12 protein-coding genes are annotated in these 14,726 nt (G+C 72.9%); 10 read left to right on the top strand and 2 right to left on the bottom strand.

Annotated elements, in window-relative coordinates:
* Nucleotides 1–94 precede the first annotated feature (94 nt).
* The 3 genes from OHA55_RS25025 (at nt 95) to OHA55_RS25035 (ending at nt 2,589) form a co-directional block, all read left to right on the top strand.
* Entirely contained in the window at nt 95–703 is a 609-nt protein-coding gene (locus tag OHA55_RS25025; protein ID WP_266709900.1) for a DUF4937 domain-containing protein, read from the top strand.
* Nucleotides 704–908: 205 nt separating this feature from the next.
* A complete protein-coding gene (locus tag OHA55_RS25030; protein WP_266709901.1) occupies nt 909–1,568 on the top strand; it encodes a histidine phosphatase family protein in 660 nt (219 codons plus the stop codon).
* Nucleotides 1,569–1,671: 103 nt separating this feature from the next.
* Nucleotides 1,672–2,589, top strand: a complete 918-nt coding sequence (locus tag OHA55_RS25035) for an ADP-ribosylglycohydrolase family protein (RefSeq protein WP_266709902.1) — start codon at nt 1,672–1,674, stop codon at nt 2,587–2,589.
* Nucleotides 2,590–2,651: 62 nt separating this feature from the next.
* Here the strand turns inward: OHA55_RS25035 and OHA55_RS25040 are convergent, their stop codons facing one another.
* The gene (locus OHA55_RS25040) at nt 2,652–2,774 is read right to left on the bottom strand and encodes a hypothetical protein (RefSeq protein ID WP_266709903.1); all 123 of its coding nucleotides are present in this window, start codon (nt 2,772–2,774) and stop codon (nt 2,652–2,654) included.
* Between the two features lie 98 nt (nt 2,775–2,872).
* Between OHA55_RS25040 and OHA55_RS25045 the strand changes: the two genes are divergently transcribed.
* The 3 genes from OHA55_RS25045 (at nt 2,873) to OHA55_RS25055 (ending at nt 6,240) form a co-directional block, all read left to right on the top strand.
* Complete coding sequence (locus tag OHA55_RS25045) at nt 2,873–4,711, top strand: DUF4153 domain-containing protein (protein WP_266709904.1); 1,839 nt, start codon at nt 2,873–2,875, stop codon at nt 4,709–4,711.
* Between the two features lie 149 nt (nt 4,712–4,860).
* Nucleotides 4,861–5,571, top strand: coding sequence for a ribonuclease HII (locus OHA55_RS25050; protein WP_266709905.1), 711 nt, complete (start codon nt 4,861–4,863; stop codon nt 5,569–5,571).
* A 60-nt stretch (nt 5,572–5,631) separates the two neighbouring features.
* The gene (locus OHA55_RS25055; protein ID WP_266709906.1) at nt 5,632–6,240 is read left to right on the top strand and encodes a hypothetical protein; all 609 of its coding nucleotides are present in this window, start codon (nt 5,632–5,634) and stop codon (nt 6,238–6,240) included.
* Nucleotides 6,241–6,330: 90 nt separating this feature from the next.
* On the opposite strand, the gene OHA55_RS25060 is transcribed toward OHA55_RS25055, so the two are convergent.
* Nucleotides 6,331–6,972, bottom strand: a complete 642-nt coding sequence (locus OHA55_RS25060; RefSeq protein WP_266709907.1) for a hypothetical protein — start codon at nt 6,970–6,972, stop codon at nt 6,331–6,333.
* Nucleotides 6,973–7,305: 333 nt separating this feature from the next.
* Between OHA55_RS25060 and OHA55_RS25065 the strand changes: the two genes are divergently transcribed.
* From OHA55_RS25065 to OHA55_RS25080, 4 genes are all read left to right on the top strand, one after another.
* Nucleotides 7,306–9,465, top strand: a complete 2,160-nt coding sequence (locus OHA55_RS25065) for a RecQ family ATP-dependent DNA helicase (protein ID WP_266709908.1) — start codon at nt 7,306–7,308, stop codon at nt 9,463–9,465.
* A gap of 624 nt (nt 9,466–10,089) precedes the next feature.
* On the top strand, nt 10,090–11,448 hold the full coding sequence (locus OHA55_RS25070; RefSeq protein WP_266709909.1) for a DUF4192 domain-containing protein: 1,359 nt from the start codon (nt 10,090–10,092) through the stop codon (nt 11,446–11,448).
* Nucleotides 11,449–11,733: 285 nt separating this feature from the next.
* Nucleotides 11,734–12,498 (top strand): NUDIX domain-containing protein, encoded by a 765-nt coding sequence (locus OHA55_RS25075; protein ID WP_266709910.1) that lies wholly within the window; start codon nt 11,734–11,736, stop codon nt 12,496–12,498.
* A 435-nt stretch (nt 12,499–12,933) separates the two neighbouring features.
* The gene (locus tag OHA55_RS25080; protein WP_266709911.1) at nt 12,934–14,658 is read left to right on the top strand and encodes an ABC transporter ATP-binding protein; all 1,725 of its coding nucleotides are present in this window, start codon (nt 12,934–12,936) and stop codon (nt 14,656–14,658) included.
* Nucleotides 14,659–14,726 lie beyond the last annotated feature (68 nt).

The following is a 14,726-nucleotide window of genomic DNA, read 5'->3' on the forward strand; positions in this document are numbered from 1 at the left end:
CATTCTGGGTACTCCGTAACCGGCTACGGAAGGAGTTCGGACGTTCTCCCGAGGAGAGTGACGCGCGACACGCCCGGAGCCGTACGATGGCGCGGTGCTGGTCAAGTGGATGCGTTGCGCCGTGGTGGACCGTCATGGGTTCGAACAGGGCCGGCGACAGGGGGCGGGGCTGCTCGATGAGCCGGGGTTCCGAGGGCAGGGCGGCGGGTGGAGCCGGGGACGGCCGGACGTCGCCCACGTCTTCGCGTTCTGGGAGAACCGGGTCTTCTACGACTCCTACATGGCGCGGGCCGGGGACGGCGCGGACGCGGGGCGGCCGGGCGCCTACCGGGACGTGCAGGTCAAGCTGTTCGAGCACCGCTTCGACGTGAAGACGGGCTTCGAACCGGACTTCACCGACGTCGATGTCGTCCGGGTGGCCCACAGCAAGGTTCGCGAGGACCGGGTGGAACACTTCGCGCTCATGCAGTACCGGGTCTGGAACCCGGCCATGGCGGGGTCCCCGGGCATGCTGCGGGGAGTCTTCGGCGAAGCGCCGGGCAACGAGTTCCTGGTGCTCTCGATGTGGCAGTCGAGCGCGGAGCGCGGAAAATACCGCGTCCAGAGCGCGGAGCGGCTGTCGGAACGGGCCGAGACCGAGACGGACGTACTGGCCCTGACCGGGGACGTGGTCCAGCTGGAACCGTCCTGGACGGTCGCCTGACCGGTCGCGCCGCCCGGGGCGCACGGGCTGGGGTCTTCGCGGTGCGTGGACCCGGTCCAGGCGGCTTGGTGCCATGCGGGTCGGTGACGTGCCGCCCGGTTTCCGCGCGCTGCCCGGTGTCTGCGCTGCCCGGTGTCTGCGCCGCCCGGTGTCCGTGCTGTCGTTCGAACGAGGCGTATGCGTGCGCAGCATTTAGGGTCGTCCCATGGCACGACCCCAGCGCATCGTCCTCGTACGGCACGGAGAGTCCGAGGGCAATGTGGACGACACGGTGTACGAACGTGAGCCCGATCATGCCCTGCGGCTGACGCACACCGGGTTCCAGCAGGCGGCGGCGGCCGGATTCCGGTTGCGCGAGCTGTTCGGCGAGGAACGGGTGAGCGTGTACGTCTCCCCCTACCGCCGCACCCACGAGACCTTCCGCGCGCTCGACCTCGACCTCACCCGGGTAAGGGTGCGCGAGGAGCCCCGGCTGCGCGAGCAGGACTGGGGAAACTGGCAGGACCCGGACGACGTGCGGCTCCAGAAGGCGTACCGGGACGCCTACGGCCACTTCTTCTACCGCTTCGCCCAGGGCGAGTCCGGCGCCGACGTCTACGACCGCGTCGGGGCCTTCCTGGAGAGCCTCCACCGCAGTTTCCAGGCTCCCGACCACCCGCCGAACGTGCTGCTCGTGACGCACGGGCTCACGATGAGACTGTTCTGCATGCGCTGGCTGCACTGGTCGGTAGCCGAGTTCGAGTCGCTGTCCAATCCGGGCAACGGTGAGACCCGGATGCTGTTGCTCGGCCCCGATGGCCGCTACACGCTCGACCGCCCGTTCGCACGCTGGCGGACGCCCGAACCGTACGGCATCACCGGATAGGACGGCCGGTCGTGCGGTCGCCGAGACTGGACGGTGCGGTCGCCGAGACCCCGCGGAGCGGTTCCCGAGCCGTCGTGGCACTCATGGATAGAGTGGTAGGAAGATGACCTCTTACTCCTCCGATACCTTCGAACGCCGTTACGAACGCACCCTCGCCAGCCTGCGCGGCCTCTCCGTCGGAGACGCCCTGGGCTCCCAGTTCTTCGTCCCCGTGAACTACCCGCTACTGCGCAACCGCGCGCTGCCGCCGGGGCCCTGGCAGTGGACGGACGACACCGAGATGGCCTGCTCGGTGGTGGCGGTGCTCGCGGAGCACGGCCGCATCGACCAGGACGCGCTGGCCCACTCCTTCGCCGACCACCACGACTTCGACCGGGGCTACGGCCCCGCGGTGAACAGGATGCTCCGGCTGGTCCGTGAGGGCGGCGACTGGCAGCAGCTCGCCGCCGGCCTCTTCCAGGGGCAGGGGTCCTGGGGCAACGGTTCCGCCATGCGCATCGCTCCGCTCGGAGCCTGGTACGCCGACGACCCGGAACAGGCCACGCACCAGGCCGAGATCTCGTCCTACACCACGCACCAGCACCACGAGGCCGTGACCGGAGCGATGGCCGTGGCCGCCGCCGCCGCGATCGCCGCCTCCCCGGGGGGACCCCCTGCGCCGGAAGCGCTGCTCGACGCGGTGATCGCCCTGCTGCCCCGCAGCGCGGTGGTGGCCGGGCTGCGGCGGGCCAAGGACATGCTCGACTACGAGGACCCCACGACGGTCGCCGCGGTCCTCGGCAACGGCCGCCGCACCAGCGCCCATGACACCGTCCCCTTCGCCCTCTGGTCGGCGGCCCGCGCCCTCGGCTCGTACGAGGACGCGTTCTGGGTGACCGCGCAGGCGGGCGGTGACGTCGACACCACCTGCGCCATCGTCGGCGGGATCGTCGCGGCGGCCCCGGCCGGCGCCCCGCCCGCCCAGTGGCTGGAACGGACCGAGGAGCCGCCCTCCTGGGTCCCCGCCGCACCCCGCCTCTGACCGGAGTGCCCGCCACACCCGGCCGCTGACCGGCGCGTCACGCGGCCCCGCGGGCGCGCTCGTCACGTACGGATCGCGTGCTCCTGGGTACGGAGGGTGGCCGTGCCGTCCGCCGTGTCACGGTCCTGCCACAGGGCCGCCCGGGCCGGTGCGCCCGGGTGATGCGCCGCTACTGTTTCGGCCACGCGTCGCCCGGTGAACCGGACCGGCGCGCGGAGAACGAGACAGCGGGTGACGCGCCGACGCTCGGCCGTGCGGCGGGCCCGCGTGGGGGAGGGGTCCCATGACCACGTCCGACCAGCCGCCGGGGACGCCTCCGGACACGCCGGACACGCCGAGGCCGTCCGGGGGAGCCGGCTCCCCCGTCGTGTCCGGGGGAGCCGGGGCGTCCGACGGGCCCGGGGGGTCTGGCAGCGTGCCGTCGCCGTCCGCGCCGTCCGCGCCGTCCGCGCCGTCCGCGCCGTCCGCGTCGTCCGGGAAGCCGTCCGGCGAGGGCGCGCATCCCCGCGCGGCGTGGTCCGTCCCGGGACAGGCCCAGCCGGTCCCGCCCGCCAACCCGTGGCAGTCCCGGCCCGCACCGCCGGGGGCGTTCGCACGCGTCCGGCCGGCCGCTCCGCCGCCCATCGGCGGCACGACGCTGCTGGCGGTGCTCGCCACCGGCGTCCTCAGCGCGCTGCTTCTCGGCGACGGCCTCGGTATCAACCTTCTCCTGGTGGCGCTGCCCGCCGCGGCGGGGGCCTGGCTGGAGGCGCGCAGGGCCGGGCGCGGAGCGCGGGCGTGGACGCTGACCTGGGCGGTCGGCGGGCTGGCTCTGCTGGTGATCCCAGCACTGCTGGACGCGGGCTGGCCGACCTTCCTCGCCGTGGTGTCCGCCGTCGCTCTGGGTTCGCTCGCCCTGCACGGCAGCCGGAGCTGGTTCGGTGTGCTCGCCGGCTCGCTGGGAGTGCTGGACGCGGTGGTTCCGGGCATCGGGTGGGGATGGCGCGGGATCAGGGCGAGGGCCACCGGCTCACGTGCGCGCTGGGGCACCGTACTGCGGACGACCGCCGTCGCCGTGGTCCTGCTGCTGGTGTTCGGGACGCTCTTCGCGAGCGCCGACGCTGCCTTCGCGGACCTCCTCGGCGACGTGCTGCCGGACGTCTCGCTGGGCGAGGGGCCCTGGCGGTTCTTCCTCCTCGCGCTCGGCCTGGCCGGTGCCCTCGCCGCCGCGCACACGGCCGCCGCCCCCACGCGCTGGGACGGCATCACCGTCCGGCCCGGGCGGGCGCGGGGGAGAGTGGAGTGGGCGCTTCCGCTCGTCGTGCTCGACGTGCTGTTCGCCGCGTTCATCGCGCTCCAGCTCGTCGTGCTGCTCGGCGGCTACGACGAGATCCAGAAGAAGACGGGGCTCAAGCCCGCGGAGTACGCCCGCGAGGGCTTCTGGCAGCTGCTCTGGGCCACCCTGCTGACCCTGGTGGTCATCGCTCTGGCCCTCAGGTACGCCCCGCGCGGGGGCGCCAACGACCGCCTGCTGGTCAAGGGCGTACTCGGCACCCTGTGCGTTCTCACCCTCGTCGTGGTGGTTTCCGCGCTGCGGCGCATGGACCTGTACGTCGACGCGTTCGGTCTCACCCGGCTGCGCATCTCGGTGGCGGCGGTCGAACTCTGGCTCGGCGTCGTCCTGCTGCTGATCATCGTCGCCGGAGTCTTCGGTGCCAGGCACCTGCCCCGGGCGGTCGCAGTCAGCGCCGCCGTAGGGGTCCTGGCCTTCGGGCTGATCTCCCCCGACCGGTTGATCGCCGAGCAGAACGTCCAGCGGTTCCGGGAGGGCAAGGCGATCGACCTCGACTATCTCCAGCAACTGTCGGCCGACGCGGTGCCGGCCCTGGACCGCATCCCCGACGCGAGGCTGCGGGCCTGCGCGCTCGAGGAGATCCAGCGCACGCTCCAGGATTCGGACGCGCCCTGGTACGCCACGAGCTGGAGCGAGGCGAGGGCGCGGGACATCCTCGCCGAACGGCCGGCCGACCCGGCCGAGGCCCAGTGCGTCGGGCCGGGCGGAGTCGGGGGTGACTACGGCGACCGCGCCCCCTCCGCGCCCGGCCCGGCCGGCCCGACCGATTCGGAGTACGACCCGTACTGACCCGTACGGGGGCGGCGCCCACGGGTTTTGGACCGGTCCCGAACCCGTGGGCGCCCGGCCGCCGCACCCTGTCGGCCGGGCAGTTCACGGAAACGCACGGTCCCCCGGGGTGTCGCCACCGCTTCCATCGGCGTACGCTGTCTGGCGCCATGCCGTACGAACCACCCACGCACACTGTCGAGCGCTCGCTCCGTGCCACCACCGGTGCCCGGACCGTCGCGGGTGTCGACGAAGTCGGACGCGGAGCGTGGGCAGGTCCCGTCACCGTCTGCGCGGCGGTCACCGGTCTGCGCAGACCCCCCGAGGGACTCACCGACTCCAAGCTGATCACACCCCGGCGCCGGGCCGAACTGGCACCCGTTCTGCGGGACTGGGTCACCGCCTACGGCCTCGGCCACTCCTCCCCCGAGGAGATCGACGAGCTCGGCATGACCGCCGCGCTGCGCCTCGCCGCCGTGCGCGCCCTGGACGAACTGCCGGTCCGCCCCGACGCGGTGATCCTCGACGGCAAACACGACTACCTCGGAAGTCCCTGGCGGGTACGTACCGTCATCAAGGGTGACCAGTCCTGCATCGCGGTCGCCGCCGCCTCGGTCATCGCCAAGGTGCACCGCGACACGATGATGGCGGAACTCGGGGCGGACACGGGAGAGTTCGAAGACTTCGCCTTCGGCGCCAACGCGGGCTACCCGTCACCGACGCACCGGGCGGCGCTGGAGGAGCTGGGGCCCACCCCTCACCACCGCCTTTCCTGGTCGTACCTCGACGCGCTGCCGCGGTGGCAGCACCTGAAGAAGGTCCGCTTCTCCGCCGAGGCGGCAGCACTCGAAAGCGGGGGCCAGCTCGGCTTCGACTTCTGATCGCGCTTGCGCACCCACCCGCCGACACCAGGCGTATCGGCATTTGATAGACAACCATCCATGCCTCTCACCCCCGAGGAGCCTCAGATTCACGAGAGCGCTCAGGGTCCCGGCGCGGTTCCGGCCTCCGGCCGCACCGCCTCGACCCCCCGTCCCGTTCCTGGGCCGCGTTCCGCGGCCACACCGCGTCCCGGACACCCGGGACCCGCACGGCCTGCGCCGCCGGCGCAGCGCCCCCGCCCGGTCCCCGGGCCGTCGGCACGCACGGAGAATCGTTCCGTGCCGCAGCTCCAGGTGATCCCGGCTCCCTCCGCCGGGGCTCTCGACGCCGCCGAGGAGGCCGTCGACCTGCTGCTCGACAACGGCCGTGCCCCGGGCGACGTCCTGGTGCTCACCACGGGCGAGCAGCACCCCTGGGCCACGCACGAACTCTCCTTCGGTGAAGCCTCCTACTGGGCGCAGCACGAAGCGGGCGACGACGTGTTCTTCGCCGACCTGTCGGCGGTCGGCCGTGCGTCCGGTCGTCCGGTCGTGGTCGTCGCCGTCAACGGAGAGCCGACCGCAGAAGCGGCCCAGCAGCTGTCCCTCGCCCGCGAGCGGGCCGGTGCCCTGTTGATCGTGTGCGGCGACCCGCAAGCGATCAACGCCGCTCTCGGCGCGAGCGTCTGATCCGACCGGCAGCCCGCTGTCCCGGAACCCCGGTCCGGCCGTCCCGCGCAGGGCGGCCGGACCCGTTCCGACGGGTTCGGGCGGGTCCGGTCAACGGGCAGCGGCGCGCAGCATCGCCTCGGCCGCCCCGCCACCCGTGCGGAGCGGGGCCGGGGCGACGGCGAAGGTCTCCGCGAGCGACGCGGGCGCGGACAGCGAACTCGGCTGCCTGCCTCCCCTGCCCTCGCCCAGCACCTGCCACCCGCCGCGGGTCAGCGTGATGTACGCGCCGCAGCGCAGCCCGTGCAGGGTGCAGGCGTCCCGCAGGCCCCACATCCAGGCGCCGTCCTCCTCCGTCCAGCGCTCGTCCCCCTCGCGGCAGTAGAGCAGCACAGCGGTACGGGCCGGGGTACGGCGGCGCAGGTCGTGCGGGATGACCCGGCGCAGGTGGGACAGGAGTGCGTTTCGGAACTCCCAGCCGTCCGCGACGGCGGAGCCGCGCCGGACGAACGAGGCGCTGGCGTTCAGGCGTTCCTCATGGTCGAGAACGGCCACGACGGCGGTGGCAGGAGTGGGACGGTGCCGGGCGTGCAGGCCGCTGACCACTTCGCGCGGGTTGCGCAGCAGGGGTATTCCGGCCGATGCCCACTCGGTGGGCTCCAGCATCCGGGCGAGCCGACTGGTGGAGTCGGCCGGCATCGAGGACGCCGCCCACGGCGAGGTGTCTGCGGACGGTGCGAATCCGAAGGTCACGGTTCTCCCTTCGTTACGCGCCCACGATGCGGGCAGGATGACAGAGGGCACGCCCGTACGAGCCGTGAGGCGACCGTACGGGAGGCAACTCCAATTCTCCCTGGCGTACCGGCGGGCGGCAACGAGCAATTGGAACACCTGACGGATATCCACCGTAAAGACCCGGATATCCCTGCCCGCGGTGGACCCCCGCGACGTCTCCCGCCCCCTCCGAACACTCCGGCACAGACAGAACACCCGGAAACCCCGTCGGGCACGTGAGTCTCCCGCACCGTGGTTCGTCACCCTGCGTGAGGTGGCCGTGCTGCCCGGCCATCGGGTTGCATGGGGGGCATGGACAACCTGGAACTCCGCCACGAAGCAGACGCCATCCTCGCCGAGCTGGTCGGTGACCCGGGCGGCTCGGCGCGGCTGCGGGAGGACCAGTGGCAGGCGGTGTCGGCCCTGGTGGAGGACCGCCGGCGGGCCCTGGTGGTGCAGCGCACCGGCTGGGGGAAGTCGGCGGTGTACTTCGTCGCCACCGCCCTGCTCCGCCGACGCGGCGCCGGCCCCACGGTGATCGTTTCGCCGCTGCTGGCCCTGATGCGCAATCAGGTCGACTCCGCGGCGCGGGCCGGGATCCAGGCGCGCACCATCAACTCGGCCAACCCGGAGGAGTGGGAAACCATCTACGGCGAGGTCGAGCGCGGCGAGACGGACGTCCTCCTCGTCAGCCCGGAACGCCTCAACTCCGTGGACTTCCGCGACCAGGTGCTGCCTCGTCTCGCCGCCACGACCGGGTTGCTGGTGGTCGACGAGGCCCACTGCATCTCCGACTGGGGCCACGATTTCCGCCCGGACTACCGCCGGCTGCGGGCGATGCTCGCCGAGCTCGCCCCCGGGGTACCGGTCCTGGCCACCACCGCGACCGCCAACGCGCGCGTCACCGCGGACGTCGCCGACCAGCTCGGTACGGGCGCGGGTGAGGCGCTCGTCCTGCGCGGGGAACTGGAGCGGGAGAGCCTGCGCCTCGGAGTCGTACGGCTGCCGGACGCCGCGCACCGACTGGGCTGGCTCGCCGAGCACCTGGACGAGCTGCCCGGTTCCGGCATCATCTACGCCCTCACCGTCGCCGCCGCCGAGGAAGCCACCGCCTTCCTGCGACAGCGCGGCTTCGCGGTCGCCTCCTACACCGGGCGCACCGAGAACGCCGACCGCCTCCAGGCGGAGACCGATCTCCAGGACAACCGGGTCAAGGCGTTGGTCGCCACCTCGGCCCTGGGCATGGGGTTCGACAAGCCGGACCTGGGATTCGTCGTCCACCTCGGCTCGCCCTCCTCTCCCATCGCCTACTACCAGCAGGTGGGACGAGCCGGCCGCGGCGTGGCCCACGCCGACGTGCTGCTCCTGCCGGGCAAGGAGGACGAGGCGATCTGGCGCTACTTCGCCGACACCGCCTTCCCGCCCGAGACCCAGGTGCGGCAGACCCTCGCGGCGCTGGAGGGCGCGGGGCGGCCGCTGTCGGTTCCCGCCCTGGAGACGTCGGTCGAGCTCCGGCGCAGCAGGCTGGAGACGATGCTGAAGGTACTGGACGTCGACGGCGCGGTGAAGCGGGTCAAGGGCGGCTGGACGGCCACCGGCGCCCCGTGGGTGTACGACGCCGAGCGTTACGCCTGGGTGGCACGGCAGCGCGCGGCCGAGCAACAGGCCATGCGCGACTACGTGAGCACGTCCGGATGCCGGATGGAGTTTCTGCGCCGACAGCTGGACGACGAGGGTGCGGCCCCGTGCGGCCGTTGCGACAACTGCGCGGGAAACTGGGCCGACTCCTCCGTGTCGGCGGAGACCCTCACGGGCGCGGCGAAGGAACTGGACCGTCCGGGCGTGGAGGTCGAACCGCGCCGGATGTGGCCGACCGGTCTGGCCGCCCTGGGCATCGACCTGAAGGGGCGCATCCCGGCCAAGGAACTCTGCTCCGGCGGGCGGGCCCTGGGCCGGCTCTCGGACATCGGATGGGGCAACCGGCTGCGCCCGCTGCTGGCCGAGAACGCACCGGACGCACCCGTCCCCGACGACGTTCTGCGCGCGGCTGTGGGCGTCCTCGCCGACTGGGCGCGCTCCTCGGGGGGCTGGGCGACGAACACTCCGGAGGCCTCCGCGCGGCCGGTCGGCGTCGTGGCGGTGCCGTCCCTCTCGCGTCCGCAGCTCGTCGGCTCCCTCGCCCAGGGAATCGCGAACGTCGGCCGGCTGCCCTTCCTGGGCACCCTGACGTACACCGGGCCCGAGGGGGAGCACACCGCGCGGCGCAGCAACTCCGCGCAGCGGGTCAGGGCGCTGTCCGGCGCCTTCGCCGTCTCCGACGAACTGACGGCCGCGCTGGCGGCGTCGCCCGGTCCCGTGCTGCTCGTGGACGACTCCACCGATTCCGGCTGGACCCTCGCGGTCGCCGCACGGCTGCTGCGAAAGGCCGGTGCCGAGCAGGTCCTTCCGCTGGTGCTGGCCACCTCGGGCTGAGTCTCCGCGCAGCCCGTCACCGCGTAACAGGTCTGCGTACAGTCGGTGTCCATGGGGCAGTTCTCCATGGAACCGGCCTCCGGGCGCCCGTCCGGGGTGGTTCATCTCCCGCGCGGAGCGGACCGGTTGAAGATGGCCGCGGCGAGAACGATCCCGACCGGGAGAGCTGCCGCGGACCATGGCTGCGGTACGGCCTTCTGCACGCCGACCGCTGCCAGGGCCAACAGGACGAAGCTCACGAGGGCCAAGGGCCTCCGCCTCAGCGTCGCTGACACATGGGCCCACCGCCTTCGGCAGCCAGTCCTTCTCCGTGTCTCCACGGCCGATTCCCCCTGTTCCCCGCCGGGCCGTCACCAGGACCGCCGTCAACGACGCGATGCCATGGCTTGGGTGACAGGCAATCAGTGACGTGGGCCGACGGAAGCGACGGCCGTCCCCGCGGTGGTGGGCGGACGCGGACAGCGGGGCGTGGTGACGAGTGCCGAGCGCTTCGATGTGCTTTCGCGTGGTCATGTCCTCATGAGAAACCCTCCCTCTGACAATGCGCCAGTGACGCTACGTGCCTGTGGATAAAGGTTATCCACAGGGGTCGCGGAAATTTGCCGGGTGCGGGACGGTCATCCCATGAACAAGCACCATGAATCCACCGGTCCCATCGACACCCAGCAAGTCACTCTGCGTGGCCCCGCGGATCTCGCGGACGCCCTCCCCTATCTGCTGGGATTCCATCCGGACGACAGTGTCGTCCTCGTGGCCCTGCACGGCGGACGTGGCCGGTTCGGAGGCCGACTGCGCCACGGGATCCCGCAGTCGGAGACGGAATGGGGTCGGGTCGCCGACCAGTTGGCGGACTGTCTGATCTCGGACAGCGGGCGGCGAGGTGACCGGCCCGATGCGATCGTCCTCTTCCTGTGCCAGGACCCGGACACGGGTGAGGCCCCCCACGAGGTCATGGAGAGGCTGAGGCCCTTCGCCCAACTCCTGCGCACCGCCTGCGGTTCGCTCGACGTTCCCGTGCTGGAGGCACTCTGCATCTCCAACGGCAGGTACTGGTCGTACTGTTGCCCCGATGGGCGGTGCTGCCCGAGGGACGGCAACCCACTCGCCCTGCCGGGCACCACGGTGATGGCCGCCGCCGCGACCTATGCCGGGATCCAGGTCAGGGGCTCGCTGCGGGAGCTTGAGCAACGGCTCGTGCCCTGGTCCGGAGCGCACGCGCCGGAGCAGCTCCGTGCGCTGGACGAGGTGGGTGCGGCGATGGTGACCCGCATCCTCGACCCCCACGGGCGCAGCCAGGTGGCCGGCGAGACCCTGAACCTGGCGAGGTGCCTGCTGGAACGTGTCGGGAGAACTCCCGTGCTTCCTGCCGAGGGTGCCGCCGACTTCCGCGACGACGGCCTGATCGGCCACGACGAGGCCGCCGCCGTGATCCTGGGGCTTCAGGACCGAGAGACCCGGGACCGTGCCGCCCGGTGGATGGAGGGCTCGGAAGGCCATGCGGCACTGCGCCTCTGGCGTGCCCTCGCCCGGCGCTGTGTGGGGCCGTACATGGAGCATGCCGCCGCCCCGCTGGCGCTGGCCGCCTGGGTCTCGTGGTCGACCGGGGACGAGCCCGGGGCTCGGGTGGCTCTCTCGCTCGCGCTCAGGGCGGACCCGGACTACACCTTCGCCCAACTTCTCCACCAGGCGTGCAACGAAGGCGTGGACCCGGAGAAGCTGCGGCGCTGCCTGCGGGAAGAGGAAGAGGAAGCCCTGAAGTCCGCCGCCGGAGAAGGCGCTCCCCGGCCGGAAGCGACGGTGCCGCGCAGGGCGGGCCGGGTGAGGTCCGGGGCGTCCGCAGGGTCGTCCGCCACCACGCGGAGCAGGAAGGCCGCCGTCCGCACCCGCCCCGTCACCCCGGCCAACCCGGGGACGGCACACGCCCGGCGCCGGGAGAGGCTGCCGCGCGGGCGCCAGGAGGGCAGGGACGGAACCAGCGGCTGAGCCCGCCGGGCGCGGCCCGGGCGGCTCGGGAGGCCCGGCTCCTCGGCTCGGGCGGTTCCTCGGCTCTCCCCGTGTGGCTTCGGGGCGCGCGCGGCGGGTGCGGTGCGGCGGTGTGGTCCCGCGAGGGAGACCGCACCGCCGCGCCACCTGCGGCACCGGACTATCCCGTCGGCACCGGCACCGGCACCGGCACCGGAGGGGCCCCGCGTCCTCGTCCGGCGGCCCGCGCCTTCGTGCACGGCGGAATGGAGTGTTTATCGTCAGGGAGACGACTATGATCGCCGCATGCCGTCCTACGACCCGTCGACATTCCCGCCCTTCGCTGTCACGGTCGACCTGGTCGTGCTGACAGTGCGGCGCCACGCCCTCTGCGCACTGGTCGTACGGCGGGGGGAATCGCCCTTCCAGGGGTGCTGGGCGCTGCCCGGCGGGTTCGTCCGCGCGGACGAGGACCTCGGCGCCGCGGCAGCCCGCGAGCTGGTGGAGGAGACCGGGCTCTGCGCACACGATCCGGCCGTTCCCGCGGCCGACAACGGCGCCCACCTCGAGCAGCTCGCCACGTACGGGGCCCCGTCCCGTGACCCGCGCATGCGGGTCGTCAGTGTGGCCCACCTCGCGCTCTCGCCCGACCTGCCCTCCCCCCGCGCGGGGGGAGACGCCAACAGCGCGCGCTGGGCGCCGGTGGACGACCTGCTCGCCGTGGGCGGTGACACGGTGGGGGAGGAGGAGTCGCCCGCTCCGCTGGCGTTCGACCACGCCCGCATCCTCGCGGACGGCGTGGAGCGGGCCCGGTCCAAGATCGAATACTCCTCGCTCGCCACGGCTTTCTGTCCCCCGGAGTTCACGGTCGGGGAACTGCGCCGCGTCTACGAGGCCGTGTGGGGAGTGGTCCTGGACCCCAGGAATTTCCACCGCAAGGTCACCGGCACGCCAGGGTTCCTGGTGCCCTCCGGAGGCACGACGACCCGACAGGGCGGACGTCCTGCCCAGTTGTTCCGCGCGGGTTCCGCCACCGTGCTCAACCCGCCCATGCTGAGGCCGGAAGTCTGAAGACCCGTGACCGGTGCGCGGTGAGTGGCAACCCTCGCCCCCCGACCGGCGACTCTCCACTGGCAGCCCCGGCCCACGGGCGGCGAGGGCGAGAGGGCGATCCCCGACCGGCGAGGGCGAGAGGGCGATCCCCGACCGGCGAGGGCGAGAGGGCGACCCCCGACCGGCGAGGGTGGCCGGCGGGCGGTCCCGCTGTCCGGGTGGACCGACGAGCGGTGCCGGGGCGCGAACTCCGCGACTGCCCGCGACTGCCCGCGACCGCCCCCGACGGCTCCGCGCTGCTCCGTCGTTCGGCCGCTCGGCGGTTCCCCGAGTGCGTGAGCGCGGAACACTCGTAGATTTCCCGCTGCACAAAAAGTCGCAAATGTCGCGTTATGTTGCTGAGGTACGCACGCTCCCTGCCGCCGAGCGCTCACACCTTCCGCGAGAGAAGCGATGCTCCAGGCCATCGGACTGACCAGTGCCCGCCGCCGCGATCTGCCGCCCGCGGTGGACGATCTCACCTTCGAGGCCCGCTCGGGCCGTGTCACCGCGCTCCTCGGCGTCCCCGGCGCCGGAAAGACGACGGCCCTGCGCCTGATGCTCGAACTGGACCCCGGGCGCGGAGTCACCTACTTCCGGGGCCGTCCCCTGCACCGGATCGGACACCCGCCCCGGGAAGTGGGCGTGCTCCTCGGGGACGTACCCGGGCATCCGGCGCGGTCCGCGCGGGGGCAGCTGCGCATGCTCTGCGCCGCCGCCGGGGCGCCCTTGTCGCGCGCCGACGAGATGCTCGACGTGGTCGGCCTCTCCGGGCTGGGGGATCAGCGCATCGGTGGGCTCTCCGTAGGCATGGACCGCAGACTGGGGCTCGCCGCAGCCCTGTTGGGCGATCCGCACACGCTGCTGCTCGACGACCCCACCGACGGACTGTCCTCCCATGAGAGCGGCTGGCTGTACGGGCTGATGCGCGCGCACGCGGCCCAGGGAGGCACCGTGCTGTGGACGACCAGTGACCCCAAGGAGGCCGTGCGCTCGGCGGACCGCGTCGTCACCATCGGTGGCGGCAGACTCGTGGCCGACCAGGAGGTCGCCGACTTCGCCCGCACCAGACTCCGCCCGCGCGTCGTCGTGCAGTCCCCGCATGCCGCCCGTCTCGCGGCGGTGGTCGGCCGGGAAGCCCGGGACGCGCGCCGGTCCGTGGAGATCGTCGCCGAGGAGGGGGCCCGCCTCTCGGTGTACGGGAGCAACTGCGCGGAGATCGGGGACGCCGCCTTCCGGTACGACATTCCTCTCCACCGGCTCGCCGACGAACTCGCGGACGCCGGCCCTCCCGCACCTCCCGCGCCGGCGCCCGCCTCGGCCGCGGCGCTCTCGGAACTGCCGCCGCCGATCACCGTTCGCCCTCCGCGGGGCCCGCTGCGTCCGATGCGGTACGAGGTGAGGCGCATGCTGGGGGTGAGGACAACGCCGTTGATCATGGCGGTTGTTCTGATCGCGTCGGCGGCGGCCTCGGCGCTGCTGGCGCGTACGGGGGGGACCTCGCAGCCGCATCTGCTCGCCGGCTGGCCCGCGCTGCTGCCGCTTCCTCCCGCGGCACTCGGGGCGGGCCTGCTGGGAGCACTCTCCTACGGCGACGAATTCCGTTACCCGGCTCTCGCGGCGAGCAGGGGGACGGTGCCGAGGAGGCTCGGGCTTCTCGTGGCGAAACTGCTCGTCACCGGGGCGGCGGCGACGGCCCTTTCGCTCCTCGTGGTGGTCTGCGACATCCAGTCGATCCGCCTCCTCTACGGGGCGGAGGCCGCCGCGATTCCCGGGAACGCGCCTTTGGCGGCCGCGAGTTGGATCGGTCTGGCGGTCGGTTGCGCCTGGGCGGGGCTGCTTGCCGCCGGGACCTTCCGGGTGGCCGGCGCGGGAGTGGCGGCGGTCCTCGCCATTCCCGTGCTCGTGGTGCCGTTGTTGCAGAAGGTGTTCGCCGGGCCCGCCGCCCACGCGCTGACCGGATTCCCCGCCCGTCTGCGGGGGCTGGCCTGGCTCGACGTCCCGCCGGGGCCGGACCGGTGGCTGCTCGCGGTCGGCCGAGTCCTGGCCCAGCCCGTCGGTCTGGCGCTTCTCGTCTCCCTGGCGGCTCTGGTCTGCGCCTACGCGGGCACCGCCCTGCGGAACAGGGCACGTTGGTGACCATGAGAGAGGCGGTGGCCGCATGACGAACCCCAAGCCCGCCTCCCGATGGCCGAATTGAGACGATA

The sequence above is a fragment of the Streptomyces sp. NBC_00102 genome, assembly GCF_026343115.1.
Taxonomy (GTDB): Bacteria; Actinomycetota; Actinomycetes; order Streptomycetales; family Streptomycetaceae; genus Streptomyces.

Coding starts and splice junctions, on each gene's coding strand:
- OHA55_RS25080 (WP_266709911.1), top strand. CDS start 12,934: ATGCTCCAGGCCATCGGACTGACCAGTGCCCGCCGCCGCGATCTGCCG.
- OHA55_RS25045 (WP_266709904.1), top strand. CDS start 2,873: ATGACCACGTCCGACCAGCCGCCGGGGACGCCTCCGGACACGCCGGAC.
- OHA55_RS25035 (WP_266709902.1), top strand. CDS start 1,672: ATGACCTCTTACTCCTCCGATACCTTCGAACGCCGTTACGAACGCACC.
- OHA55_RS25075 (WP_266709910.1), top strand. CDS start 11,734: ATGCCGTCCTACGACCCGTCGACATTCCCGCCCTTCGCTGTCACGGTC.
- OHA55_RS25055 (WP_266709906.1), top strand. CDS start 5,632: ATGCCTCTCACCCCCGAGGAGCCTCAGATTCACGAGAGCGCTCAGGGT.
- OHA55_RS25050 (WP_266709905.1), top strand. CDS start 4,861: ATGCCGTACGAACCACCCACGCACACTGTCGAGCGCTCGCTCCGTGCC.
- OHA55_RS25070 (WP_266709909.1), top strand. CDS start 10,090: ATGAACAAGCACCATGAATCCACCGGTCCCATCGACACCCAGCAAGTC.
- OHA55_RS25065 (WP_266709908.1), top strand. CDS start 7,306: ATGGACAACCTGGAACTCCGCCACGAAGCAGACGCCATCCTCGCCGAG.
- OHA55_RS25030 (WP_266709901.1), top strand. CDS start 909: ATGGCACGACCCCAGCGCATCGTCCTCGTACGGCACGGAGAGTCCGAG.